Origin of the sequence: Acinetobacter sp. HR7 (assembly GCF_000773685.1) — a bacterium.
Lineage (GTDB): Bacteria > Pseudomonadota > Gammaproteobacteria > Pseudomonadales > Moraxellaceae > Acinetobacter > Acinetobacter thermotolerans.
Window position 1 is genome coordinate 18,659 of record NZ_JPQO01000157.1, and the last position, 24,752, is coordinate 43,410.

The following is a 24,752-nucleotide window of genomic DNA, read 5'->3' on the forward strand; positions in this document are numbered from 1 at the left end:
TGACTATGCAATACGGGCAATCACTTGCTGAATCACATCTACATTTTTTTGCAGGCTTTGTTCAGACAAGGTTGGATGCACCACAAACATCAGGCTGCTTTCACCTAGTTGTTGGGCATTCTGCAAACGCTGAGCCGGACACCATGGTGTCCCTTCAAAAGCTTTCTCCAGATACACCTCTGAACAGGATCCGCTAAAACATGGCACACCCAGTGCATTGATTTCTGCCATGATGCGATCCCGTGACCAGGCTTCTGGCAAAGCATCGACATTAACCTGTACATAGCATTTATAGGCTGCATGCACATAATCCGCTGATGGTTTGGCTACAGTAAAATAAGGGCTATTTTCAAAAGCGGCTTGGATACGTGCCATATTGGCATTACGTACCGCAGTCCATTCCGGCATTTTTTTCAATTGAATACGACCAATCACCGCCTGCATTTCCATCATGCGCCAGTTAGTCCCAAAGCTGTCATGTAGCCAGCGGAATCCTGGTGGATGCTGCTTGTTATACACGCTGTCATAATTTTTGCCATGGTCTTTATAAGACCACATTTTTTTCCACAGCACTTCATCATTGGTAGTGACCATGCCGCCTTCACCACCCGTAGTCATAATCTTGTCCTGACAGAATGACCAGGCGCCGATATGCCCGATAGAACCAGCAGATTTGCCTTTATACATGGCACCATGCGCTTGGGCACAGTCTTCGATCACATATAGGCCTTTTTCTTCAGCCAGTTGCATGATCGGATCCATGTCACACATCCAGCCTGCCAGATGCACGCAGATAATGGCTTTGGTATTTTGAGTCAGTACTGCTTCAATGGTACGGCGGGAAATATCCTGAGAATCCAGCTCCACGTCCGCAAAGACCGGATTAGCGCCCGCAGTGACAATCGAGCTTGCTGAAGCTAGGAAAGTCCGTGAAGTGACAATCACATCATCCCCTGTCCCGATTCCCAAAGCTTTCAGTGCCACATCCAACGCAACCGTGCCATTAGCCACCGCAACGGCATGTTTAGTCCCCACAAACTGCGCAAATTCCTTTTCAAATGCACGGCATTCCTGACCAGTCCAGTAATTGACTTTATTTGACAAAAGAACCTTTGATACCGCGTCTGCTTCCTCTTGAGTAAAGCTTGGCCACGGCTCAAATGCAGTGTTTAACATGGGTATTTCCTGGTTGAGAGATTTATTTAGACTCGACAATGCGAGCCGGATTGCCGACCACAGTCACGCCGGCGGGGACACTTTTGGTGACCACGGCGCCCATACCGACGACAGCACCACGGCCAATCACCAAAGGCTGATCTGGTGTGCCCTGCTTGATCATCGCTCCGGCACCGATATAAGCATGGTCTTCAATATGAATATTACCGTTACATTTTACCCCTGGTGCAAAAGTAACAAAATCCCCAATCACACAATCATGCTCTACATAACTGTATAAATTGGCATGGAAGCATTTACCGATCTGGATATTCGAAGCAATGGTCACAAATGGACTTAAGGCAGCACCGGCGGCAATTTTTGCCTGATCCATCAATACTACATTATCGGCCTGAATCGACCAGAGATGAATCCCATCCTGTTCAAGTCGCTGGGCAATTTTTTCCCGAACACGGCTATTGGCAATCGCGATCTGCACCGCTTTAACCTCTGCAGATTCATTAATAAATGCTGCATAATTCATAGCACGATGACCATTAATCTGGGCGATTTCTATCAGGGCATCATCAATAAACACGATTTCAGATAGATCATTGTCACGTGCCAGTTGCTGCCGCGCTACCGGCATCAGGCTACGGCCACAGCCGGAAGCACCATAAATCGCATAAAGCTGGGTCATTTTTTCTGTTCCGGTGTGCCAGTGAATTTACTCATGGTCGCTTCGCCTTCGGCATTAATATCATCTTTAGCCAGTACCTTTTTCACGGTTTTCAGCATGATTTTAAAATCCAGCCAAAGCGATTGATGTTCCACATACCAAGTATCCAGACGGAATTTTTCTTCCCAGGAAATGGCATTACGGCCATTGACCTGTGCGTGACCGGTCATGCCGGGACGGACATTATGCCGTTTCGCCTGCTCAGCATTATACAGCGGCAGATATTCCATCAATAAAGGACGTGGCCCAACAATACTCATATCGCCTTTGATCACATTCCACAGCTCTGGCAATTCATCCAGACTGGTGGAACGCAGCATCTGGCCAAACGGGGTCAGACGTTCACTGTCGGGTAAAGGATTACCCTGGGCATCCACAGCATCTTTCATGGTACGGAACTTGATCATTTCAAAAGGCTTGCCATGCAGACCTGGGCGCACCTGACGGAACAGTACCGGAGAGCCTAGATTCTTTTTCACCTTATAGGCTACCAAGGCATATACGGGTGACAATATCACCAAAGCGGTTGAAGCGATGACTACATCCAGAATTCGTTTGATCATACCGATATTCCCATCTCGCGCAGCATGTGTGCATTGACCTGATGCACATCATATTTGCTTAAGGCACGTTCCCGCGACTGCTGTCCCATATAGACCATCAGCTTTGGATCGTCAATAAAATACTGCATCGCCTGCACTAGGTCATCCACTGATTTTACCCCGACCAGATAACCATTGACACCATGGGCGACAGTTTCACGGCAGCCCGGAGCATCGGTGGTAATAATCGCCCGCCCCATGGCCATAGCTTCCAGCACAGTACGTGGCGTGCCTTCACGATAAGACGGCAAAATATACACCGAACTGGCTGCAATTGCCGGACGCACATCATTGAGTCTGCCCCAGTAATTGATGGTCTTTTCTGCAATCCAGCTGTCCAGCTCAGTCTGGGAAATTGCAGTCGGATTATCATCAATCCATCCCACCAGATGAAATTCCGTTTCCGGATATTGGGCTTTGATGATTCGCGCTGCTTCGGCATATTCACGTACGCCTTTATCCCCCAATAAACGGGCAATAAGCAAAAATGAAGCTTTAACCTGACCTTGCGTATTTTGCGGCAATGGCATGATATCGAAGTCCTGCACATTCACCCCGGAACCATTTACCACCACGGTCGGTTTATCTTTTTCCAGCAAATGCATATTCTGAAACAGCTTTAAATCATCCGGGTTCTGAAAGAAAACTTTATCGGCATGCTTTAAGGCCTGGGCATATAAATCATGCACCATTTTCTGAAATAAGCTGCGTTGACCTGATTCAACATTCTGAAAGGCATAACCCAGACCAGTAATTAGAGCGAAACGATGTGGAACTTTGGCTAACCAAGCTGCCAAGATGCCGTAGATGACCGGCTTAATGGTATACGACAGCACATAATCCGGCTGAATTCGACGGATCTGCTGATATAGATGCTTTAACAGTTTCAGATCTGCCAGCGGATTGGTACCTGTGCGCTGCATTGGAATTTCATGCACCTGATAGCCCAACTGTAACAACTGCTGATACTCTTCAGCAAAGCTGGACAGTTCCGGAGCCATGATATGGATTTCAAAACCGCGCGCGGCAATGGCTTCCAATAACTTGCCACGGAAGTTCAGCACTGAAGGTAAAAAGCTGCTGATCATTAAAAATTTCATGCCTGTTGGCTCCATACCTGCATATATTGCTGACTGACGGTTTCGATGCTGAAATGCTGTTCTACCCGCTGCCGGGTCGCCTGCTTTAAAGCAATTTTCTCATCTGTACTTAATTGGAGATACTTTAAAATGGCTTGAGTTAAGGCATCACTATCGCGTGGCGATACGATACTCCCCATCTCCTGCACGATATAACTGGCATCGCCAACATCAGTACTGATGCAAGGCAAACCGGAGGCCATCGCTTCAACCAATACATTGGGAAAGCCTTCGGTAATCGAGGTCATCAGAAAAGCATCAATGGATTGATAAAAGGCTGGCATATCGGAGACCTGATCCAGCAACTCCACTTTGTTCTGATCTAACTGATATTGTTCAAACAGGGCTTTGACTTCAGGATTATTGAAACTGGCCCCACCACCAGCAATTTTAAATACAATCGGCTGATCTTTCAGTTTTGCCAGGGTCTCAAACAGATAAGGATAGCCTTTGGCTGGATGATAGCGCCCAGCAAAACCAATCACAACGGGATCGTGTAATTCAGGATTAGGCTGAAACCTATCCAGATACACCCCGTTAGCAATCACATGGCTATTGGGCTTCTGAAACCCGAACGCCTGATGCTGCTGCATGGCAGAGTGAGCACAATAAATAATCGCCTGAGGCTGCTTTGATAATAACTTGCTTAAGCCTAAAGCCAGTTTGGTACTCATCGATTCATCTTTCGGTGAAGCCAGAGAATGATGAATACCCCAGATTACCTTAGGTTTCTGCTTTAAGCCGATGACACTCAGGCTGGTCAAGACATTGGCATGGTACATCCAGCACTGCACCGTTTGCGGTGTCAGTTGTTTTAATAACGCACGCAGTTTTTGAATGGTGCCGAACGTATTGAGTCCATTCCAGCCTAGAGCATAATGTGTCTGACAGCGATCCAAGGTGCTTTGATACACTTTTGATGTTTTCATCAAGGCGATAATGACATGCTGATATTGTTGCTCAGTTGCCTGAATCAGGCGCGATAGCATCATTTCCGCACCACCAACGCCAGCAAAGTTGGTGATCACATGTACCATGGTCGGCTTGCTCATGCGGCCTGCTCCATCATCTCCAGGTACTGCTGCAAGACTGTCAATTTATGGAACTGCTCGATATGTACAGCAAAATCCTGCTCTGCATAGCTGACATAATCTCCAAAAATGGCTTTCTGCATGGCTTGAGTGAGTCCGGCCTGGTCATTGCATTCTACTAGCAAGCCAAATCTGGAGTTATCCAGAATTTCCATCGGACCGCTTGGGCAATTGGTACTCACCACTTTGATTTTAGAGGCTAGTGCCTGAATCAACACACCCGGCAAACCTTCCCAGTTAGAACTAAGCACAAACAGCGAAGCATATTTAAAATAGGCATAAGGATTAGAATCAAATCCTGGCAAATCCACCACGTCGGTCAGGCCTAACTCAGCAATGAGAGTCTCGAATTCAGTACGGAGTTCACCTTCACCTAGAATCAGCAAGCGAGTGTCCGGATGCTGATCATGCAAGTCTTTAAAGGAACGGATCAAAAAACCAAAGTTTTTGGCTTCAGTCAGGCGGCCAACCGCCAGAATCACTTTATTGCTGCCATCAAAGAATGTGTGCTGCACGGGTGTTTTTAATTTTTCAAAATAGGCATCATCCAGTACCGGGTTATAAATGGTACTTAGATTGGACTTTTTATAGCTGTAATATTTCCGGAAATCCTGTTCAACGCCTTTAGAGACACACACCACCTGCTGTGCCATCGGATAGGTAAAATTCACCAAGGTTTTCAGGATGAATTTTGTCAAGCCCTGGTTTTTTATATTTTTAGACGGCGTTGATACTTCCCGGAAAATCAGGCGGGTTTTCACCCCAGCCAGTTTCTTGGCCAAAGCGGCAATAATATTGGTATGGGTTTGTGTGACCACCAGACAATCATACTGCTCAGCCTGCAGTTTCTGTTTTAACGGCAGAATCGCATTGGCGACACGGCCGCAGTCAAAATTCACCAACTGGATTTTCGGGCTAACTTCCGGCAGTAATTTTGCCTTGACTCCATTCAGGTCACACACACCCAGATGAATATTCAGGCCCTGTTCGGCAAAACTGTTGGCCAGCTGAATCACCGTGCGCTCCGCACCACCGCCACCCAGCGTCGGCAAAAAGAACATCACTTTATTCAACATAATCAGACCTGACTTAAAAATTAATGGGAGGTTTTAGAGGCTTGAATTTCGATAGCGCGCTGTACCCGTTCGGCATAGTCCTGAATACCGACCAGATCGCTATCACTGGCACAGGTCGCCTGGATCTTGGTCTGATAATCCGCAAAGCTGGACACCACTTTGGCTGGCACACCAATCGCGACACTATTATCCGGAATATCTTTGGTCACCACAGAGCCGGCACCGATCACTACATTCGAGCCGATGCTCACGCCCGGCATAATGATACTATTCACGCCAATAAACACATGAGAACCCACCTGAATCGGCGCAAAACGTTGATAGCGTTTGCCTTGAACATCTTTCACCAGACAAGTACTGCCATCATGGGTAATAAATTTCACCCCGGAAGTCACGGTAACATGATCGCCGAGTGAAATTAAAAATGGCTCTGAGCCCCAGCTCTTGATATAGATCCGGCACTGCTCCCCTACGGTCACGCCTTTTTTACGCGCATAGGCCACACTGCCCTTGGCCATAAAATAGACCAGGTCAAACAGCAGATGAAAAGCAGAACGAATAAAGGCCATAGGGCTAATAAAACTCAATGCAAAAAGATCAAGCCGGATATTTTACGCTGAAAATAGGCAGAGGGATATGCATGCCCAGTCAGAGTGATTTTATTTTTTTCGCCGGAATCCCAACATAGACACCTGCCTCTGTCAGCGGCTTGGAGACCAAGCTACAGGCGCCAATTACACTATTATCTGGAATCGTCACACCATCCAGCACTGTGACCCGTGCGCCCAGCCAGATATTTTCACCTAAACTGATGCCTTGCTTGGTAATCTGGTCCTTGACCAACACATCCGGCTCACCAAATTTATGGTTGCTGGCGATAATGATGCTTTGTGTCCCAATCCGGGTATTGTTGCCAATTTTTACCCCGCCACAGCCATTGATATAGGACTTGGAATTGATGCTGACATCCCGACCAATTTCGATCTTGCCACCAAAACATTTGATATAGCAGTTTTCACCAATAAAGCTGTGATCTGCAATGGTCAGACTCGCACCCGGCTCGACAATGATGCTGACATAATCCCCAATATAAACATTCTTGCCAATTTTGACCTGACCACTAATTTCCAAAGTCGAATATTTGCCAAAGTAGCGAAACCGCGTGCCAAAAGCCAGATTATAAATCGCCTTACGGCACTGCGCAGTGAACCAATGCATGAGCTTCAAGGCTTTAAAAAACATCATACTTTGCTTCTCCACACCACGTATAAAATGGCAAAGTTATAGAAAATCAACGCGACCGGCACCGCCATCAGTATATACAGCTTGTCGCTTAATAGCAGATACAGAACGGCAAATAAAATGAATTTAATGCACAACTCGACAATCTGCAATTTAAACAATACCTTGCTATTACGCCGGGCCACCAGATAAGCAGAACTGGGCGGATTACAGAAAATCGCCCAATATCCTAAAGCTAAAATCTGGAAATATTGCGAAACTCCTAGCCATTCCTTGCCAAAAATCCAGAGATATAAAGACTCCGGTACAACAAAGAAAATGGCAAATAGGGGCAAAGACACTACGCTAAGTAGCACGCTACTTTTTAAAGCCGGTTTATTGGTCTGAGTCGTTTTAAACAGCCGGATAAAAAATTGACGTAAAGTCTGCGAAATCAGATTAATCGGCACCCGTAAGGTTCGTTCGACAATGGCATAAAAACCCATCGCCTGTACACCAATAAAATGTGACACCACATAATAAGGCAAATTATGTGAAAAACTGTTTAGCAAGGCATGTGGGGTATTGGCATAGACAAAATCTTTATAATTTTTAAACACCTCCCAGCTGACCTGATAGAGTTGATGTTTCAGGATATACAGCACCCCCACGATGATCATGATCACTGAACTGATCATATAGCTGTCAATCAAGGCAATACTCATCAGCAGCGGCAAACTCAGCTGGACTGCAATCACAATCAGGCTACGAAAAATATTCAGCCCGGCACAAAAATATTCAGCATGTGCAGCAAATTTATAATTATACAGGCTCTGGATCAGGGTATTGGCCAGCACACCGCTACAGATCGCAGCAACCATATCTAAGCGAAAGATAAAACTTAATACCAAACCACTGATCAGGGTCAGAACCAGAGAAAAAATGCTTCCCTCAAAAATCAGGCTTTTTTTCTCCTGTTCTTCTGCAATAAGGAGGGCCTGATCCAGACGTAAATTGGCCACTGTGGATAAAACACTGACCACAGCCAAGGCAATGCCATACTCGCCAAAGTCCTGCACCGAATACAGGCGCGTTAAAACAGGAAGTGCGATAAATGTCATTATCGCACCTACAAGTAAACTTAGGGTAATTAAACCAACAGATTGGTATTTGGCGAGCAGACGCGCAATCATGTCAGATTATGAACATACCACTGCATGGCCAGCTGAATGCCTTCAGCAATTTTATATTTTGGTGCATAGCCTAAATGCTGCTGAATCTTAGCAATACTGGCCTGAGAATGACGTACATCCCCAGCACGAAAATCACGATAGATTGGATCTTTATCGTACTGCACACCATTTTCAGCTAAAGCATTCTGAATGGCGCGATACAATTCATTCAAGGTAGTACGATCACCCACCGCGACGTTATAAACCTGATTTTTGGCATTTTCATCGGTGGTAGTGGCTGCCAGAATATTAGCTTGTACCGTATTCTCAATAAAGCAGAAATCACGGCTGGTTTCACCATCACCATTAATGAACACATCATCGCCAGCGATCATCGATGCTGTCCATTTTGGAATCACCGCCGCATAGGCGCCATTGGGATCCTGACGCTTACCAAAGACGTTAAAGTAGCGTAGGCCTATCGATTTAAAACCGTAAGCGCGAGCGAATACATCAGCATATAACTCATTGACATATTTGGTCACCGCATAAGGAGATAATGGATGACCAATATGTTCTTCCACTTTAGGCAGTGCCGGATGATCACCATAAGTTGAACTGCTGGCAGCATAAGTAAAGCTGGATACACCAGCATCCCGTGCCGCAGTCAACATATTCAGGAAACCGCTGATATTGGTTTCATTGGTGGTAATCGGATCAGCAATAGAACGTGGTACAGAACCTAGAGCCGCTTCATGTAAGACATAATCCACGCCGGCACAGGCTTGCTGACAGTCCGCCAAATTACGGATATCGCCTTTAATGAAGTGGAAATTTGCCCATTGCTCGGCACTGACCTGTGACTGAACTTCATCCAGATTATACTGATGACCAGTAGCAAAATTATCCAAGCCGACTACTTTCTGATTCAGTTTCAGTAAGGTTTCCAGCAAGTTGGAGCCGATAAAGCCTGCAACACCAGTCACCAACCAGGTTTTCGGTGTCTGCTGCAACTGCTCACACACCGTTTGATATGGGTTCATTCTCTTTAAATCCTAAATGATGCTAATGGGTTACAGACGCAGATCTGATTCAGCCTGACTGAATACATATTTCAGGTCATACAGGACATGATTGGCCTTACCTAGAGCACGAATCTGGGCTGCCCCCATCGCTTTAAACTGTTCATGTGCTACAGCCAGAATCACTGCATCATATTCACCATTTTTCAGCTCAGTAATCGGATGAATGCGATATTCATGCTCTGCTTCAGCTGCGTCAATCCATGGATCATAGACGTCGGCCTGAATATGGTATTCCTGCAGCTCATGCACGATATCAATCACTTTAGTATTACGGATATCCGGACAGTTTTCCTTAAAGCTCAGGCCCAGTACCAGCACCTTAGCACCTTCAACCTGGATCTTTTTCTTGATCATGCCTTTGACCAGCTGGGTTACCACATAGGCCCCCATACCATCATTCAAACGACGCCCCGCCAGAATAATTTCCGGATGATAACCAATAGATTGTGCTTTATGGGTTAAATAGTATGGATCTACACCAATACAGTGACCGCCGACTAGACCTGGACGGAATGGTAAGAAGTTCCATTTGGTTCCCGCAGCCTGCAGTACGGCTTCAGTATCAATCCCCATTTTATTAAAAATCACTGCCAATTCATTGATCAGCGCGATATTCACATCACGCTGGGTGTTTTCAATGACTTTGGCTGCTTCTGCGACTTTGATGCTTGGTGCCTTATGAGTACCTGCCTGAATAATCAGGTTATAGACCTGATCCACATAATCCGCCACTTCAGGAGTAGATCCTGAAGTAATTTTTAGAATATTGGTCACACGGTGCTGTTTATCCCCTGGATTAATTCGTTCCGGGCTATAGCCAGCAAAGAAATCGGTATTGAATGTTAAACCTGACACCTGTTCCAGTACCGGAATACAAGCTTCTTCAGTCGCTCCAGGATAAACAGTGGATTCATAAACCACCACATCACCCTGAGACAGAACCTGACCAATGCTTTGCGATGCTTTAATTAGCGGAGTGAGATCTGGCTGTTTAAACTGATCAATGGGAGTTGGAACAGTCACGATATAGAAGTTGCAATCTTTTAGGTCTTCTAAATTGGCACTGTAATGTAATCTTGTCGCTTGTGCTAATTCTTCTGGAGACACTTCCAAGGTATGGTCTTTGCCAGACTTAAGTTCATCAATGCGTTTTTGGTGAATATCAAATCCCACGACTGGGACTTTTTTACCGAATTCAACAGCCAGAGGTAAACCGACGTAACCTAATCCGATAATGGCAATTTTGAGTTCCGAAAGCTGTAGCATTGATCTAGGCCTATATATGGGTATCAATGAATGATAACCCTGCTTTTTAAATGGGAAGGTATCTTTGACATCCCTATTATATTGCTAAGTCAAATATTGATGAATGTTTTTATTAACTCTTATAGATTAATTTTCCGATTTACAAAATTTTAATCCAGATAAAAAGAAATTCTAAGCACAATAGTATAAATTCCTACTCTACGAAACCATAATAAAAACCCGTCGTTTTTTGCATAGCTTGTTCAAGATTTCTGAGAAATTTCTGCTAAGATGGACTGAACATTAACGATAACATTATATTGGAAATACTACATGAGTAAGGCCTTACCGATTGCTGTCGCTGTTATCCTAGGCGGTGCTGCGCTCGTTCCTGTTTACTATGCATCTCAAAATCCTACAACTCAAAGCTCTAAAGCTTCTAAAAATGCATCAGCGGTTTCAAAAATCAGCTATGCGCTTGGTTATGAAGTAGCACATCAGACGCCGCCTGAGCTAGACATTAACAGTTTTGTTACTGGTGTTCGTGAAGGCCATGCACGTACTAAACCTGCTTATACTGAAGAAGAATTACAAGCAGCTTACGAACAGTTCCAGAAAGACATGCAACAAAAGCAACTGGATGATGCTAAAAAGTCTCAAGCTTCTAGCGACTCATTCCTGACTGAAAATGCGAAAAAACCAGGCGTGAAAAAAACCGCTTCCGGCCTGCAATACCTGATTACTAAAGAAGGTACAGGTAAATCACCTGCAGCGACCTCTGTCGTTAAAGTTCACTATACTGGTAAACTGGTCGATGGTACCGTATTTGACAGTTCAGTTGAACGCGGTGAGCCAATTGAATTCCCACTGAACCAAGTGATTCCAGGCTGGACTGAAGGTTTACAGTTAATGAAAGAAGGTGGTAAAGCCACTCTTTATATTCCAGCGCAACTAGGTTACGGTCAGCAAGGTGTACCTGGTACGATTCCACCAAACAGCACCCTGATTTTTGATGTGGAACTCATCCAAGTCAAATAATACGGTTCAGGGAGAGCATTGGCTCTCCCTTGTTTTTGAGAAACTCATAATGAAAATACAATTAAGTTTGGCTGCCCTACTCGTATGTTCTAGCAGCCTATATGCCAAAGAGATCACCACTAAAAGTACAGAAGCAGAACAGGTGGGTTATAGTTTTGGCTATCTGATGGGTAAAAATAATGCCGATACGCTAAAGGGGATTGATCTAGATGCATTTAGCAACGGATTAAAAGCTGCAGCTTCCGGTCAAAAAGCCACAATTTCCGAAGAAGAAATGGCGAAAGTCCTGCTGCAATACAAACGTCAATCAGATGCTCGTGAACTAATTGAGCTCAAGAAAAAAGCTGAAGAAAACGCCAAAATTGGCCGTGAGTTCCTAGCTAAAAATGCCAAACGACCGGGTATCAAAACTACAAAATCTGGTCTGCAATATTTAGTTTTACAGGAAGGCAAAGGTAAATCACCAAGTGCGAACAGCAATGTCAAAGTGCATTATGAAGGCCGCCTGCTCGATGGTACCGTATTTGACAGCTCGATTGCCCGTAACCAGCCTGTGGTCTTTAAAACTACCCAAGTGATCCAGGGCTGGACCGAAGGTCTGCAACTCATGAAGCCCGGTGCCAAATATCGCTTCTTCATTCCACCAGAACTCGGTTATGGTCAGATTGGTTCAGGTGACGTGATTGAACCCAACAGCACCTTAATCTTTGATATTGAACTGATTGAAGTGACCAAATAAAACTTGAGGAGATGGCAGAACCCATCTCCTTATTTTTTGACTTAAAAAAACAAATTAATCCGCTCTAATCCTGTGACATTTGCCCGGCTTTTGCTATGTTTATGCTTTCATCAAAATACTGAACAACAATAGAGGAACTCTGCATGGCAGCAATAAAAACACGCGAGATTCAATATACTGCACCCGATGGCAGCCAGCTGATCGGTTATTTTGCCGCACCTGAATCCGACCAACCTGTTCCGGGCGTAATTGTGGCACCTGAATGGTGGGGCCGCAATGACTATACAGAACAGCGCGCCCGTGAACTTGCAGAACATGGCTATGCAGCGCTGGCGATCGACATGTATGGCGACAAGAAAGTAACCACGGTATCCAGTCAGGCTTATGAATGGATGATGCAGACTTTTCAAGATCCCGACACCATCGTGAATCGTGCGACTGCTGCGCTCAACACGCTGGCAGCACAGGAAGAAGTCGATGATTCTAAGTTGGCAGCGATCGGTTTCTGTTATGGGGGTAAAGTAGTGCTGGATCTGGCGCGCTCCAATGCTCCAGTCAAAGCTGTGGTGACTTTCCACGCCAATCTGTCACCGAAAGCACCTGCACAACAAGGTCAGGTTCAGGCAGAAATTCTGGTATTACATGGTGAAAAAGACTCAATGGTGTCACTGGAAGATGTCGAGAATTTCCGTAAAGAAATGCAGGCAGCCCATGTGCCACATGACGTGATCATTTTCAAAGATGCTAAACATGGCTTCAGTAACCCGCTGGCTGATGAACGGGCCAAAGCCAATGGGGTTGATCTTGGCTACAATGCGGAAGCAGAAAAACAGGGCCTTGAAGCGATGTATGCTCTATTGGCACGTCACTTGGCTTAAAGTCATTATAAAGTTTAATAAGTGTAATGCTATTCCTCTCTGAGGGTGAGTGGAATAGCAAAAAATGAGATTGAGAAAGAAGAACCGAGGAGAATGAAATGACTGAGACTCACTGCCCATACTGTAATTATGATGAATATGATGTCATTGCCAAAAATGACTTTGGGGTGGTATTGCCTGAACCGAATTCATTGTCCGAAGGTCATAGCGTGATTGTGCCACTACGTCATGTGGCTTCCTTTTTTGAAATTACCGACAATGAACGTAAAAGCCTAATGACTTTACTGGAACAGGCGCGTAATGAACTGAAATTACGTTATCAACCAGCCGGTTTTCATGTCGGTTTTAATGATGGGAACGTCTTTGAAGAAAAGGCAGAGCACCTGCATATTCACATCATTCCACGTTATGAAGGCAAAGTGCTGAAACTGGATGCCCGTTGGGGTATCGAAGACTAAAACAGGTCTTTCAATTTAGTTTAAATAGAGTGAATGGGTCTTGGCTTATTCACTTTTTTATTATCTGTCTCTCCCTACCACCTTGATATACTTTTCACCGATTCTACAGTTTGAATCAGCTATAATGCCTGCCTGTTTCCCTTCCCTGTCCTATATCCATGTTTGTATTTTCTGATGCGCTTCTAGAATGGTTTGATGTTCACGGCCGGCATGACTTGCCCTGGCAGGTGTCGGATGATCCCTACAAGGTCTGGGTATCAGAAATTATGCTGCAGCAGACGCAGGTGAAAACGGTACTGCAATATTTCGACCGTTTTATTGGGCGTTTTCCTACGGTTCAGGATTTGGATACCGCGACATGGGATGAAGTGGCACCTTACTGGGCAGGCCTCGGCTATTATGCCCGGGCGCGCAATCTGCATAAGGCGGCTGGCATTGTCGCAGCTCAAAATCATTTCCCTGAGACCCTAGAAGAATGGATGGCACTGCCGGGAATTGGCCGTTCCACAGCAGGTGCCTTGATGTCCTTGGGTTTGCGTCAGTACGGCGTGATCATGGATGGTAATGTGAAACGGGTGCTATCCCGCTTTTTTGCCATTGAAGATGACCTGTCCAAGCCAGTACATGAACGTGCCATGTGGCAGCTGGCTGAGAAGCTATGCCCTGTAGAACGTAATCATGACTATACCCAGGCGATTATGGATCTCGGTGCCACAGTCTGTACACCGAAAAAACCGCTGTGCCTGTATTGCCCAATGCAACAGCATTGCAAGGCACATCAACAAGGTCTGGAAAATGAGTTGCCATTTAAGAAAGCTAAAAAGTCGGTTCCGGTCAGATCAGCCCAGGTATTAGTTCTACAATGTGGTGAACAATGGCTGTGGCAACAACGCCCGAACAGTGGCCTTTGGGGTGGACTCTGGTGCCTGCCGATTCTTGAAGAAGCTCATGAACTGGAGCAAATGAGACAGAACTTAGGCCTAAAACAGGTTGTTCAAAAAGTCGAAATTTCGCATAGTTTTACCCATTTTACCTGGCAACTGGAAGGTCTGATCTTTGCCATTGATCCTGACCTGCAAGAACATTTATCCATTGAACTAGGTGGCATCTGGATGGAGCCGACTGATGCCATCAGAGCGGGCATTCCAACTGCCATGAAAAAATTGATCTCGGCCAGCAAACTGTGACATATTCAGAAATAAGAGATTTTTAACTTAATAATTTTAATTTTCATCTCATGCGCAAGGAAGCAAATGTGCAACACAATATCCGTCTCGTCGTAGTTTCTGTCTTTATACTGCTATTAGCTGCCTGTAGTTCTGCACCGAAACAGTCGAGCACCGCACAATTGAATCCGGTTCTGGTACAAAAACTGAAAAGCCGTTCCATGCCTTCCCGTTTGCCGATTCCCGTGGATCAGATCAAAGCCTCACAGCTTAAGGATACCTGGGGTGCTTCGCGCAGTAGCGGCCGCCTACATGAAGGCATTGATATTATGGCTCCACGTGGAACCAAAGTACTGAGTGCGACTGACGGACTGATTGCAGACTTACGTAATAATAATTTGGGTGGTAAAGTGGTCTGGATACTCGGTCCTGGTGGTGCATGGCATTATTATGCCCATCTCGACGGACACAAGCGCGGTCTGAGCGTTGGTGACTATGTCAAAAAAGGCCAGGTCATCGGCTATGTCGGCAATAGCGGTAATGCACGGCATACTGCGCCACACCTGCACTATGGACTGTATTTACAAGGTAAAGGCCGCGGTGCGGTAAATCCGTATCCCTACTTACGTTAATTTTTAGGAAATTTACATGTCAGAAGCGTTGATCAATCGTCTGGTGGAATTTGCTGAGTCAGGCAATCAACAAAAAATCGTGCTCAATGGCCAGATCTATCAGGGCTGGGTGATGGAAATCACGGAAGATGCGCTTCTGATCAGCACTGGTTATGCAGACAAAAACGGCAAGGATGCCTGGATAAAGTTCAGCGATCTGGAGCAGGCCGAGCTGTCTTACTGGGATAACCAGCAAGATCAGTGGACCAGTTTTAAACTCTAAAACAGAGGAGCATCACATGACGATTCAACGCTGTGGCTGGTGCTCCGATGATCCGCTTTATATTCAATATCACGACCAGGAGTGGGGCCAGCCCCTGAAGGATGAAGCACGACTGTTTGAAATGCTGTGTCTGGAAGGCCAGCAGGCCGGACTGAGCTGGATTACGGTACTCAAAAAACGTGAAGCCTATCGTGAACACTTTTTTCGGTATTCTATAGAGTTCATCGCTGCCCTTTCCGATGAGCAGTTACAGCAAAAACTCGCTGATGGCCGTCTGATCCGGCATATCGGCAAACTGACTGCGATTCGCGACAATGCCCGTGCCTGGCTCAACTTAAAATCCCAGAATATTGAGGTGGTCAATTGGCTCTGGTCCTTTGCCCAGCAGCCGATTTTGAATAATTCCATCGAACATTATTATGAAGCTCCGGCCCAGACGATCGAAAGCCAGCAGATGTCCAAAGCCCTGAAAAAGTCCGGTTTTAAATTTGTTGGCCCGACCATCTGCTATGCATTTATGCAAGCGGTCGGCATGGTGGATGACCATGAAAATCACTGTCAATTTAAAATGAAATCTTCCCATTCCAATAAGAGCTAATTCCATGTCGAAGAATATTATTCAGGCCTACGCGGCCATGTCTCCAGGTGCTCCGCTTGAGCCATACCAGTTTGATACCGGTGAACTACAACCGCATCAGGTCGAAGTCCAAGTCGAATACTGTGGCCTGTGCCATTCCGACCTTTCCGTAATTCAGAATGACTGGAAATCTTCGGTTTATCCGGTCGTGGCAGGCCATGAGGTGATTGGCAAGGTAATCGCACTAGGTTCAGAAGCCAAAGGCCTGAAAATCGGACAGCGTGTCGGGATCGGCTGGACCGCAGAAAGCTGCCAACACTGTGATCCTTGTCTGGATGGCCGTCAGGTACAGTGTAGCGGCGAAAAAGTTGCAACCATCGTCGGTCATGCCGGTGGTTTTGCCGATAAGGTTCGTGCTGGCTGGCAATGGGTGATTCCACTACCGGACGAACTGCCTGCTGAAAGTGCCGGTCCCCTGCTCTGTGGTGGCATTACTGTCTTTACTCCACTACTACAACATCAGATTCAGGCGGTGCATCATGTCGGGGTTATCGGCATTGGCGGACTGGGTCATATGGCTCTTAAATTGCTGAAAGCCTGGGGCTGTGAAATCACTGCCTTTACCTCGAATCTGGACAAAACTGAAGAACTGAAAGCTATGGGGGCTGATCATGTCGTAAATAGCCGTGATCCAAACGCAATTAAAGCCCTTCGTAATACCTTTGATTTATTGCTCTGCACGGTAAATGTCACCTTGGATTGGCCACTGTTAATCAATACCCTAGCGCCTAACGGTCAGCTGCATATGGTTGGCTTACCATTGGAACCTCTGCAGGTTTCTGCCGGTTCATTGATCAGCCTGTCGCGTTCAGTCACCGGTTCTGCCACCGGTTCGCCAGCGACTTTACGCCAGCTACTCAAGTTCGCTGCACGCAAGAATATTGCACCGCAGGTCGAGATTTTCCCGATGTCGAAAATCAATGATGCGATTGAACATCTGCATGCCGGCAAGGCACGTTACCGGGTGGTTTTGAAAGCAGATTTCTAAACGGTACGCTGAATTTTCTGGATAATTTAAATCTGCCTAATCAACAGGATTGGGCAGATTTTTTTATTGAATGTCTTAAAGATACTGTACCAGTCGGGTCGCTAAGGTTGCGAACTTTTTTATTCTTTAACGTAAAGCTTCTGGCAAGACTGGAACCGATGCAGGCTTGCTGAGCTCCTGCTTCATTTTCTGTAGCATCTGATAAGGCTGCTGCTGCACAAACATATTCACAAAGGTCAATGGAATCGAACCTTCTGGATTGGCATAGCCATAAGTGGAGACTTTAACTTTCTTTTCACCCAAGCGGTTAAAAGTCCAGTCCCCTTCATAGTGAGTCAGACGCACATAGTCCGGATTAAGGGGATAGCCTTTCTGAATTGCCTTGTTTTTAATAGTGATCTGGCCATTGGCCTCTTTAATCATTTTTCCCTGCACCACCAGATCACGGTCTTTCAACGGAAAGGGAAAATCCAGCACCATATAAAAGGTAAAATCACCTTTTTTATCATCACGGGAAAGTACCTTGATGCTGCCCATATACGGCACCCATTTCACTGCATGGTCGACATCCAGAATCAGGGAGACTGCCTGTTCGATTGGCACATCATAAGTGGTCTCAGCTTTATAGAGAAAAACTGGATTGTTGTGATCCTGATAGGTCCAGACCTTAATATTATTTTTATTAATACTGAGCTTGGCATTCTGGATCGCTTTAGGCTGTGCTGTGGCAGCAAAGGCCACAGCACAGAGCATGAGTAGAACTTTCTTCATTGGTTATCGTCTTATTTTAGTTTTAAGTTATTTTTAAAATAAATCTGAAGAAATATTATACTTGAATGTCGTTAAAGCCAAGCACGTCTTTCATATCATATTTACGCGCATCACGACCGACCACCCAAGCTGCAGCACGTACCGCACCCGCAGCAAAGTTCATACGGTTAGTTGCTTTGTGAGTAATCTCTACACGCTCACCTTCACCGATAAACATCACAGTATGTTCACCAACGATGTCACCACCACGGATGGTCTGGAAACCGATGCTTTGACGTTCACGTGGACCCGTATGGCCTTCGCGGTGATACACCGCATCTTTTTTCAGGTCACGACCCAATGTCTGAGCAATCGCTTCACCCATCATCAGTGCAGTACCTGATGGCGCATCGACTTTATGACGGTGGTGTGCTTCAATCACTTCGATATCTACCGTATCACCAAACACTTTAGATGCCAGCTCCAGCAATTTAATGGACAGGTTTACACCTACTGAATAGTTGGCTGCATATACCACAGGAGTCTGAGTTGCTGATTCTTCCAGATAAGCTTTCTGCTCATCATTCAGACCAGTCGTCCCAATCACAATCGCGACACCATTTTCACGACAGATTTTCAGATGGTTTACTGTTGCTACTGGCGCAGTAAAGTCAATCACCACGTCACAATCTTTCACCACGTCTTCAAGGCTACCAACAACCTTCACGCCCAGGCTACCTACGCCTGCTAGCTCACCTGCATCAGCGCCCAGTAAAGTACTTTCCGGACGTTCTACCGCGGCTGCCAGTTGATAACCTGCTTCTTTGACTGCCTGAATCAGGATGCGTCCCATACGGCCGCCGGCCCCTAAAATCCCAATGCGTGGTGTTGCTGACATAGTCTTGTCCTAATCTTGATTCAAAATTGCTCTTACTATAGCAAAACTCCCGGGTAAGGCTAAGATTGATCTCAGAAAAATCTATGAAAAGATTTAAAAAGTGACATGAATGTTTTTGATAATAAAGAAGCCCATACCCGACGGTATAAGCTTTTAATGGAAGAACTCTCTAAATTTTTTGGTCTCAGCTCAGATCAGTTTTTTTGCTGCTCATAAAACTTCTTATTCCAGCAGACTTCTTAACATCCACGCAGTTTTCTCATGCACGTCCAGACGCTGGGTCAGCAGATCTGCGGTCGGCTGGTCATTGGCCTGTTCGACAATATTAAATATGCTTCGTGCGGTACGGGCAACGGTTTCATGGGCATTCACTAACAAGCGAATCATTTCCTCTGCCTTAGGCACATCCTGTACTTCTTCGATCGACGTCAGTTTCATAAACTGTTTATAGGTTCCTGGCGCTGGAAAACCGAGAGAACGGATCCTTTCCGCAATGATATCTAGCGCATTCCACTGTTCGGTATATTGCTGCATAAACATAGTATGCAAGGTATTAAATTGTGGTCCGGTCACGTTCCAGTGAAAGTTATGGGTCATTAAATACAGGGTATAGCTATCCGCTAATAAATGGGACAAGCCTTCAACAATTTTCTCTCGATCTTCTGCAGAAATACCAATATTGATTTTCATCTCGGCTACCTTCAATTTATATGCGTTATCAAGTGCTTTGTTCTTATTCTCAAGTTTAGCTGGATGAAAAATTTGAAAAATATAAGATCGGTAGCATTTCTGTTAGCGTTGTTCAACAAAGTTATTCTCAAAATTCTACTATCTTGTCCGGTGTATTTAATTTTTGTGAGTTTAAATCAGGGCATAAAAAAAGGGCGCCTCAGCACCCTTTTTTCATCTCTTCAATCAGTCAAACAGACGGTCGAAGAAAGATTTTTTCTTCGGAGAAGACTTGCTGCCTTCCCCTTCCATAGTAGCCTGAAGTTCTTTCAGTAATTCGCGCTGACGTCCAGTTAGATTCACTGGTGTTTCGACCACAATACGGCAAAGCAAGTCACCTTTCATCGTGCTACGTACCGGTTTCACCCCTTTACCCCGCAGACGGAACAGCTTGCCGTTTTGCGTACCTTCAGGAATTTTCAGGCTGACACGACCTTCAAGCGTTGGAATTTCAATTTCTTTACCCAATGCAGCATCTGCAATTGAAATTGGCACATCCATATACAGGTCAGCACCATCACGCTGGAAGATTTCATGCTCACGCACCACCACTTCTACATACAGGTCACCTGGCTGACCATCACGGATTGCTTCACCTTTACCGGTCAAACGTACGCGGTCACCATTGTCAACACCGGCTGGAATGGTAACTTCCAAAGTTTGCTGACGATCTGCCACACCAGAACCATGACATTTTTGACATGGATTCTTGATGATCTTGCCCTGACCACGACAGGTACTACAGGTTTGCTGTACCGAGAAAAAGCCCTGCTGCATGCGGATCTGGCCTGTACCATGACAGGTACGACAGGTTTCCACATCGTTTGGATTTTTAGAGCCTTTACCATCACAGGCATCACATGGTGCAGGTGCTGTGAAAGTAATGGTTTTCTTGATGCCTTTCACCGCTTCTTCGAGGGTCAGTTCCATCACATAGCGAAGGTCGGATCCACGGCGTGCACGCTGTTGCTGACGGCCACCTCCACCAAAAGCCCCACCAAAGATATCGCCGAACTGGCTGAAAATGTCTTCTGCGCTGAAACCACCGAAGCCGCCACCGCCGCCCATGCCGCCTTCAAAGGCCTGATGGCCCATACGGTCGTACATGCTGCGCTTTTCGCTATCAGACAATACTTCATAGGCTTCTGATGCTTCTTTGAATTTCTCTTCTGCTTCCGGGTTATCTGGGTTGCGGTCTGGATGATATTTCATCGCCAACTTACGGTAGGCTTTTTTAATTTCATCATCACTAGCGGTTTTAGCAACACCCAAAACCTCATAATAATCACGTTTAGCCATGTCTGGCGATGCTCCTCACGGAATTTTATTTAATACTCAACTGAGGTCTGAAATTGGGGTCAAACCTGTTTTTACAAGGGGGAATTTGAAAAAAAATCGAAAGCTTAGAAAACCGCTTTGCTTTGATAGAATTTGGACACACCTTTAAACCAGGCATTAATCATGTAAATAAAAGCGATAAAGCTAAAGATGACGCCAGCCACGGTACAGGCTTTAACCCACAGCATGCTGTCCCAGGCATAGAAAAATAATGGAATAAACCAGAGGGCCGCAAATACTGCCAGCGCGGTATAAATCACCACATTGCGCATGATCCATAAGGCCTGTGCCTGTAACCAGACCTCAGCGTAATCGACCTGGGTCACCTTGCGGGCCAACCAGTAAGAAAAAATACCAAAAATCACGGTAAAAGAGGCTAAAAACATGAACACATATGCAAGTGCTACAGAGCGTCGCATTTGAGTTAAAGTTTCTGGATTCATGTTTGTTTCAACCTCGTCATCTGCCTTATACCCTTGATAAAGCAGCAACCTTGCATTTTTTTGAATTGTTAAAATATCAGGCACTACTATATTAAAATTTTTAATATTTCGCACCTGATATTATGACAGTTTTAAACCGGATGCTCAGTTTTTTTCACTTTAAACCACTGGGCATACAACGCCGGCAGGAAAAACAGCGTCAGCAGGGTCGCGACAATCAGTCCCCCCATAATTGCGACGGCCATCGGTCCAAAGAAAATACTGCGGGATAAGGGAATCATGGCCAATACCGCAGCCAGTGCCGTCAGCACAATCGGACGGCAACGGCGTACCGTAGCATTGATGATAGCATTCCACTGAGATTCTCCCGCCAGAATATCCTGTTCAATCTGATCAATCAGAATCAATGAGTTACGCATGATCATTCCGGACAGGGCAATAGTTCCAAGCATTGCCACAAAGCCGAATGGCTTGTTAAACAACAGCAGAAACAGCACCACACCAATGATGCCCAGCGGTGCGGTCAGGAACACAATAAAAGTCCGCGAGATGCTTTTTAGCTGGATCATCAGCAGGGTCAATACCACGGCCAGGAATAGCGGCATACCTGCATTCACTGAAGTCTGACCACGTGCCGACTCTTCCACCGTTCCACCGACTTCAATCAGGTATCCATTTGGCATCTTCGCATGTAATTGATCCAGCTCAGGTTTCAGCTCATTGACCACCGTAGCAGGCTGTAAGCTGGTGCGGATGTCAGCACGTACAGTAATGGTCGGCAGACGGTTCCGATGCCAGATCAGGCCTTCTTCAAAGCCGTATTCAATTTTGGCAATCTGCGCCAGTGAGACAAATTTGCCACTTGAAGTTGGTACCGCGAGACTGCTTAAAGAGCCTACATCCACACGTTCTGCCTGATCACCGCGTAAACGGATTTCAATTAGCTCACGCTTTTCCCGGAACTGGTCAATCGTTGCACCAGCAATAGAACTATTGAGGAAACTGGCCAGATCATGACTGTTCACACCCAGCTGACGGGCACGGTCCTGATCGATATCCAGCCTAATTACCTTGCTTGGCTCACCCCAGTCCAAATGCACATTGGTAGTGTTCTGGTTTTCGGCCACTTTCGCTGCCACTTGTTGCGCCCAGCTACGTACTAAACCTAGATCTTCACCAGAAACACGAAACTGCAATGGATAACCAACCGGCGGACCATTTTCTAACAGCGATACACGAGTACGCACTTCTGGCAGTAACAGACGAATCTGCTTACTCAAGGATTCACGAATTTCATTACGGTCTTCCAGTGAAGAAGCCAGTACCACAAACTGGGCAAAGCTGGTCTGTGGTAACTGCTGGTCTAGCGGCAGATAGAAACGCGGAGAACCAGTACCAACATAAGCCACATAGTTGTCGATCCCCTCCTGTTTGGACAGGAAGGCTTCAACTTTTTTCACCGCAGCTTCAGTGGCTTTCAGCGAAGCGCCTTCTTCCAGTTTCAGATCGACCAGAATTTCAGCACGATTGGATGGCGGGAAGAACTGCTGTGGCACCAGCTTAAACATCGCTATCGACAGGACAAAAATACCGACAGTGGCTGCAATCACAGTTTTGCGATAGGTGACACAGGCATCAACCCAACGACGGAAACCTTGGTAGAAGCGGGTCTGATACGGGTCATGCTGCTCACCGGCATGATGCACCAGTGGTGCAGGTTCAGGCTGCTTGCGTAAACGTGCCCAGAGGCGTTGATACCACGGCGCTTTCTGTACCAGATCCTGGTTAAAGTCTGGAAGCAGCTTATCACCCAGATAAGGAACAAACACAACAGCAGCAATCCAGGAAACAAGCAAAGCGAGCGTCACCACCTGGAAAATCGAGCGGGTATATTCCCCGGTACTCGAGGCCGCTGTGGCAATCGGCAGAAAGCCGGCAGCGGTAATCAGGGTTCCGGTCAACATTGGAAAAGCAGTGGTGCGCCAGGCATGCCCAGCAGCTTCCAGCCGGCTAAAACCCTGCTCCATTTTAATCGCCATCATTTCAATCGCGATAATGGCATCATCGACCAGCAGGCCTAAGGCCAGAATCAGCGCTCCAAGGGAAATCTTGTGCAGGCCAACATCAAAGAAATTCATGCCGGCAAAGGTCATCGCCAGTACCAGGGGAATGGAAAAAGCCACCACCAGCCCCGGACGGAAACCCAGTGAAAAAAAGCTGACCAGCAACACGATAATTACCGCTTCCGCCAACACCTTCATAAATTCATTGATACTGCGTTTAACGGCTACCGGCTGGTCAGAGACTTTCTTCAGTTCCATGCCTAAAGGTAGCGTCTTCTGCAGACGGGCAAATTCCTGCTCCAGACTTTTACCGAGTGCAATAATGTCCCCGCCCTTACGCATTGATACCGCAAGTCCAATGCCATTTTCACCCATAAAGCGCATACGTGGCTGGGCCGGATCGGTAAAACCGCGATAGACTTCTGCAACATCGCCTAGCTGAACCGTCTTGCCATTCACATACAGCGGCATCTGCTGCAGCTCTTCCACGCTTTTCAGGGCACCGCTGACACGCACCTGAATCCGGTCGGATTCAGTTTCAAAGAAACCGGAATTGCTCATCGCATTCTGCTGTTGCAGGGATTGCTGGATCGCAGTCACCGGAATCCCAAGCTGCGCCGCTTTGGTATTGGAAATTTCAATCCAGATTTTCTGGTCTTGCAGGCCGATCAACTCAACTTTGGCAACGTCTTTGACCCGCTGTAACTGCAGTTGCAGACGATCCGCATATTCTTTTAAGGTCGCATAATCGAAATCCTTGCCTTTCAGAACATAGATATTGCCAAAGGTATCGCCGAATTCGTCATTAAAGAACGGCCCCTGTACGCCTTGTGGCAATTCATGCCGGATATCATTGACTTTCTTGCGAACGGTGTACCAGACATCAGGAACATCTTTGGATTTGAGAGAGTCCTTGGCCACAAAGGTCACCATGGATTCGCCCGGACGGGAATAGGCCATGATACGTTCGTAATTGCCGGTGGTCATCAATTCCTTTTCAATCCGGTCCGTGACCTGCAGCGAGACTTCCTGCGCGCTAGCTCCCGGCCAGTAAGTCTGAACCACCATGACCTTAAAGGTAAACGGCGGGTCTTCACTCTGTGACAGCTTGGAATAAGACATGATCCCAACCAACCCCAGTAGAATCATGAAATACAGTACCAGACCCTTGTTTTTTAAGGCCCATTCCGAAAGGTTAAAGCCCATAC

At 46.1% G+C, this 24,752-nt stretch carries 26 protein-coding genes; 9 read left to right on the forward strand and 17 right to left on the reverse strand.

Annotated features, from left to right (window positions below; all coding sequences use genetic code 11):
• Positions 1 to 3 precede the first annotated feature (3 nt).
• From GW12_RS07395 to tviB, 11 genes are all read right to left on the reverse strand, one after another.
• Positions 4 to 1,176, reverse strand: a complete 1,173-nt coding sequence (locus GW12_RS07395; RefSeq protein ID WP_034585640.1) for a DegT/DnrJ/EryC1/StrS aminotransferase family protein — start codon at positions 1,174 to 1,176, stop codon at positions 4 to 6.
• Between the two features lie 22 nt (positions 1,177 to 1,198).
• Positions 1,199 to 1,855, reverse strand: coding sequence for a NeuD/PglB/VioB family sugar acetyltransferase (locus GW12_RS07400; RefSeq protein WP_034585642.1), 657 nt, complete (start codon positions 1,853 to 1,855; stop codon positions 1,199 to 1,201).
• Positions 1,852 to 2,457 (reverse strand): sugar transferase, encoded by a 606-nt coding sequence (locus GW12_RS07405; RefSeq protein ID WP_034585645.1) that lies wholly within the window; start codon positions 2,455 to 2,457, stop codon positions 1,852 to 1,854. The genes GW12_RS07400 and GW12_RS07405 overlap by 4 nt, the downstream gene beginning before the upstream one ends.
• Entirely contained in the window at positions 2,454 to 3,596 is a 1,143-nt protein-coding gene (locus tag GW12_RS07410; RefSeq protein WP_034585648.1) for a glycosyltransferase family 4 protein, read from the reverse strand. Before GW12_RS07410 ends, GW12_RS07405 begins: the two co-directional genes overlap by 4 nt.
• On the reverse strand, positions 3,593 to 4,687 hold the full coding sequence (locus tag GW12_RS07415) for a glycosyltransferase (protein WP_034585651.1): 1,095 nt from the start codon (positions 4,685 to 4,687) through the stop codon (positions 3,593 to 3,595). Before GW12_RS07415 ends, GW12_RS07410 begins: the two co-directional genes overlap by 4 nt.
• Positions 4,684 to 5,802 (reverse strand): glycosyltransferase, encoded by a 1,119-nt coding sequence (locus tag GW12_RS07420; RefSeq protein ID WP_034585654.1) that lies wholly within the window; start codon positions 5,800 to 5,802, stop codon positions 4,684 to 4,686. The genes GW12_RS07415 and GW12_RS07420 overlap by 4 nt, the downstream gene beginning before the upstream one ends.
• Before the next feature lie 20 nt (positions 5,803 to 5,822).
• A complete protein-coding gene (locus tag GW12_RS07425) occupies positions 5,823 to 6,371 on the reverse strand; it encodes an acyltransferase (protein ID WP_034585656.1) in 549 nt (182 codons plus the stop codon).
• Positions 6,372 to 6,450: 79 nt separating this feature from the next.
• Complete coding sequence (locus GW12_RS07430) at positions 6,451 to 7,047, reverse strand: DapH/DapD/GlmU-related protein (protein ID WP_227504147.1); 597 nt, start codon at positions 7,045 to 7,047, stop codon at positions 6,451 to 6,453.
• Entirely contained in the window at positions 7,044 to 8,216 is a 1,173-nt protein-coding gene (locus GW12_RS07435) for a lipopolysaccharide biosynthesis protein (RefSeq protein WP_034585659.1), read from the reverse strand. The genes GW12_RS07430 and GW12_RS07435 overlap by 4 nt, the downstream gene beginning before the upstream one ends.
• Positions 8,213 to 9,238, reverse strand: coding sequence for an NAD-dependent epimerase/dehydratase family protein (locus GW12_RS07440; protein ID WP_034585661.1), 1,026 nt, complete (start codon positions 9,236 to 9,238; stop codon positions 8,213 to 8,215). Before GW12_RS07440 ends, GW12_RS07435 begins: the two co-directional genes overlap by 4 nt.
• A gap of 30 nt (positions 9,239 to 9,268) precedes the next feature.
• Complete coding sequence (tviB, locus tag GW12_RS07445) at positions 9,269 to 10,546, reverse strand: Vi polysaccharide biosynthesis UDP-N-acetylglucosamine C-6 dehydrogenase TviB (RefSeq protein WP_034585663.1); 1,278 nt, start codon at positions 10,544 to 10,546, stop codon at positions 9,269 to 9,271.
• Between the two features lie 312 nt (positions 10,547 to 10,858).
• Here tviB and GW12_RS07450 point away from each other — a divergent pair, with 312 nt between their 5' ends.
• From GW12_RS07450 to GW12_RS07490, 9 genes are all read left to right on the forward strand, one after another.
• Entirely contained in the window at positions 10,859 to 11,563 is a 705-nt protein-coding gene (locus tag GW12_RS07450) for an FKBP-type peptidyl-prolyl cis-trans isomerase (protein ID WP_034585667.1), read from the forward strand.
• A 49-nt stretch (positions 11,564 to 11,612) separates the two neighbouring features.
• Positions 11,613 to 12,302: an FKBP-type peptidyl-prolyl cis-trans isomerase gene (locus tag GW12_RS07455; protein WP_034585669.1), complete on the forward strand. Its 690-nt coding sequence runs from the start codon at positions 11,613 to 11,615 to the stop codon at positions 12,300 to 12,302.
• 143 nt (positions 12,303 to 12,445) lie between these two features.
• Positions 12,446 to 13,180 (forward strand): dienelactone hydrolase family protein, encoded by a 735-nt coding sequence (locus GW12_RS07460; protein WP_034585671.1) that lies wholly within the window; start codon positions 12,446 to 12,448, stop codon positions 13,178 to 13,180.
• Between the two features lie 98 nt (positions 13,181 to 13,278).
• Entirely contained in the window at positions 13,279 to 13,638 is a 360-nt protein-coding gene (locus GW12_RS07465) for an HIT family protein (RefSeq protein ID WP_034585673.1), read from the forward strand.
• A gap of 158 nt (positions 13,639 to 13,796) precedes the next feature.
• A complete protein-coding gene (gene mutY / locus GW12_RS07470) occupies positions 13,797 to 14,825 on the forward strand; it encodes an A/G-specific adenine glycosylase (RefSeq protein WP_034585675.1) in 1,029 nt (342 codons plus the stop codon).
• Positions 14,826 to 14,875: 50 nt separating this feature from the next.
• Complete coding sequence (locus tag GW12_RS07475) at positions 14,876 to 15,436, forward strand: M23 family metallopeptidase (RefSeq protein ID WP_161788381.1); 561 nt, start codon at positions 14,876 to 14,878, stop codon at positions 15,434 to 15,436.
• 16 nt (positions 15,437 to 15,452) lie between these two features.
• Positions 15,453 to 15,698, forward strand: coding sequence for a hypothetical protein (locus GW12_RS07480; RefSeq protein ID WP_034585676.1), 246 nt, complete (start codon positions 15,453 to 15,455; stop codon positions 15,696 to 15,698).
• Between the two features lie 16 nt (positions 15,699 to 15,714).
• The gene (locus GW12_RS07485) at positions 15,715 to 16,296 is read left to right on the forward strand and encodes a DNA-3-methyladenine glycosylase I (protein WP_034585678.1); all 582 of its coding nucleotides are present in this window, start codon (positions 15,715 to 15,717) and stop codon (positions 16,294 to 16,296) included.
• 4 nt (positions 16,297 to 16,300) lie between these two features.
• Positions 16,301 to 17,323: an NAD(P)-dependent alcohol dehydrogenase gene (locus GW12_RS07490; RefSeq protein WP_034585681.1), complete on the forward strand. Its 1,023-nt coding sequence runs from the start codon at positions 16,301 to 16,303 to the stop codon at positions 17,321 to 17,323.
• 126 nt (positions 17,324 to 17,449) lie between these two features.
• On the opposite strand, the gene GW12_RS07495 is transcribed toward GW12_RS07490, so the two are convergent.
• From GW12_RS07495 to GW12_RS07520, 6 genes are all read right to left on the reverse strand, one after another.
• Positions 17,450 to 18,094: an START domain-containing protein gene (locus GW12_RS07495; protein ID WP_034585684.1), complete on the reverse strand. Its 645-nt coding sequence runs from the start codon at positions 18,092 to 18,094 to the stop codon at positions 17,450 to 17,452.
• A gap of 55 nt (positions 18,095 to 18,149) precedes the next feature.
• Positions 18,150 to 18,971: a 4-hydroxy-tetrahydrodipicolinate reductase gene (gene dapB / locus GW12_RS07500; protein WP_034585687.1), complete on the reverse strand. Its 822-nt coding sequence runs from the start codon at positions 18,969 to 18,971 to the stop codon at positions 18,150 to 18,152.
• Between the two features lie 222 nt (positions 18,972 to 19,193).
• On the reverse strand, positions 19,194 to 19,661 hold the full coding sequence (locus tag GW12_RS07505; RefSeq protein ID WP_034585688.1) for a Dps family protein: 468 nt from the start codon (positions 19,659 to 19,661) through the stop codon (positions 19,194 to 19,196).
• Positions 19,662 to 19,886: 225 nt separating this feature from the next.
• The gene (gene dnaJ / locus GW12_RS07510) at positions 19,887 to 20,999 is read right to left on the reverse strand and encodes a molecular chaperone DnaJ (RefSeq protein ID WP_034585691.1); all 1,113 of its coding nucleotides are present in this window, start codon (positions 20,997 to 20,999) and stop codon (positions 19,887 to 19,889) included.
• Between the two features lie 104 nt (positions 21,000 to 21,103).
• The gene (locus tag GW12_RS07515; RefSeq protein WP_034585694.1) at positions 21,104 to 21,481 is read right to left on the reverse strand and encodes a hypothetical protein; all 378 of its coding nucleotides are present in this window, start codon (positions 21,479 to 21,481) and stop codon (positions 21,104 to 21,106) included.
• Between the two features lie 131 nt (positions 21,482 to 21,612).
• On the reverse strand, positions 21,613 to 24,750 hold the full coding sequence (locus GW12_RS07520; RefSeq protein ID WP_034585697.1) for an efflux RND transporter permease subunit: 3,138 nt from the start codon (positions 24,748 to 24,750) through the stop codon (positions 21,613 to 21,615).
• Positions 24,751 to 24,752 lie beyond the last annotated feature (2 nt).

What these genes read in the sequence shown, in the direction of transcription:
- GW12_RS07395 (WP_034585640.1), bottom strand. Translation starts at nt 1,176, where the DNA reads ATGTTAAACACTGCATTTGAGCCGTGGCCAAGCTTTACTCAAGAGGAA.
- GW12_RS07400 (WP_034585642.1), bottom strand. Translation starts at nt 1,855, where the DNA reads ATGACCCAGCTTTATGCGATTTATGGTGCTTCCGGCTGTGGCCGTAGC.
- GW12_RS07405 (WP_034585645.1), bottom strand. Translation starts at nt 2,457, where the DNA reads ATGATCAAACGAATTCTGGATGTAGTCATCGCTTCAACCGCTTTGGTG.
- GW12_RS07410 (WP_034585648.1), bottom strand. Translation starts at nt 3,596, where the DNA reads ATGAAATTTTTAATGATCAGCAGCTTTTTACCTTCAGTGCTGAACTTC.
- GW12_RS07415 (WP_034585651.1), bottom strand. Translation starts at nt 4,687, where the DNA reads ATGAGCAAGCCGACCATGGTACATGTGATCACCAACTTTGCTGGCGTT.
- GW12_RS07420 (WP_034585654.1), bottom strand. Translation starts at nt 5,802, where the DNA reads ATGTTGAATAAAGTGATGTTCTTTTTGCCGACGCTGGGTGGCGGTGGT.
- GW12_RS07425 (WP_034585656.1), bottom strand. Translation starts at nt 6,371, where the DNA reads ATGGCCTTTATTCGTTCTGCTTTTCATCTGCTGTTTGACCTGGTCTAT.
- GW12_RS07430 (WP_227504147.1), bottom strand. Translation starts at nt 7,047, where the DNA reads ATGATGTTTTTTAAAGCCTTGAAGCTCATGCATTGGTTCACTGCGCAG.
- GW12_RS07435 (WP_034585659.1), bottom strand. Translation starts at nt 8,216, where the DNA reads ATGATTGCGCGTCTGCTCGCCAAATACCAATCTGTTGGTTTAATTACC.
- GW12_RS07440 (WP_034585661.1), bottom strand. Translation starts at nt 9,238, where the DNA reads ATGAACCCATATCAAACGGTGTGTGAGCAGTTGCAGCAGACACCGAAA.
- tviB (WP_034585663.1), bottom strand. Translation starts at nt 10,546, where the DNA reads ATGCTACAGCTTTCGGAACTCAAAATTGCCATTATCGGATTAGGTTAC.
- GW12_RS07450 (WP_034585667.1), top strand. Translation starts at nt 10,859, where the DNA reads ATGAGTAAGGCCTTACCGATTGCTGTCGCTGTTATCCTAGGCGGTGCT.
- GW12_RS07455 (WP_034585669.1), top strand. Translation starts at nt 11,613, where the DNA reads ATGAAAATACAATTAAGTTTGGCTGCCCTACTCGTATGTTCTAGCAGC.
- GW12_RS07460 (WP_034585671.1), top strand. Translation starts at nt 12,446, where the DNA reads ATGGCAGCAATAAAAACACGCGAGATTCAATATACTGCACCCGATGGC.
- GW12_RS07465 (WP_034585673.1), top strand. Translation starts at nt 13,279, where the DNA reads ATGACTGAGACTCACTGCCCATACTGTAATTATGATGAATATGATGTC.
- mutY (WP_034585675.1), top strand. Translation starts at nt 13,797, where the DNA reads ATGTTTGTATTTTCTGATGCGCTTCTAGAATGGTTTGATGTTCACGGC.
- GW12_RS07475 (WP_161788381.1), top strand. Translation starts at nt 14,876, where the DNA reads ATGCGCAAGGAAGCAAATGTGCAACACAATATCCGTCTCGTCGTAGTT.
- GW12_RS07480 (WP_034585676.1), top strand. Translation starts at nt 15,453, where the DNA reads ATGTCAGAAGCGTTGATCAATCGTCTGGTGGAATTTGCTGAGTCAGGC.
- GW12_RS07485 (WP_034585678.1), top strand. Translation starts at nt 15,715, where the DNA reads ATGACGATTCAACGCTGTGGCTGGTGCTCCGATGATCCGCTTTATATT.
- GW12_RS07490 (WP_034585681.1), top strand. Translation starts at nt 16,301, where the DNA reads ATGTCGAAGAATATTATTCAGGCCTACGCGGCCATGTCTCCAGGTGCT.
- GW12_RS07495 (WP_034585684.1), bottom strand. Translation starts at nt 18,094, where the DNA reads ATGAAGAAAGTTCTACTCATGCTCTGTGCTGTGGCCTTTGCTGCCACA.
- dapB (WP_034585687.1), bottom strand. Translation starts at nt 18,971, where the DNA reads ATGTCAGCAACACCACGCATTGGGATTTTAGGGGCCGGCGGCCGTATG.
- GW12_RS07505 (WP_034585688.1), bottom strand. Translation starts at nt 19,661, where the DNA reads ATGAAAATCAATATTGGTATTTCTGCAGAAGATCGAGAGAAAATTGTT.
- dnaJ (WP_034585691.1), bottom strand. Translation starts at nt 20,999, where the DNA reads ATGGCTAAACGTGATTATTATGAGGTTTTGGGTGTTGCTAAAACCGCT.
- GW12_RS07515 (WP_034585694.1), bottom strand. Translation starts at nt 21,481, where the DNA reads ATGAATCCAGAAACTTTAACTCAAATGCGACGCTCTGTAGCACTTGCA.
- GW12_RS07520 (WP_034585697.1), bottom strand. Translation starts at nt 24,750, where the DNA reads ATGGGCTTTAACCTTTCGGAATGGGCCTTAAAAAACAAGGGTCTGGTA.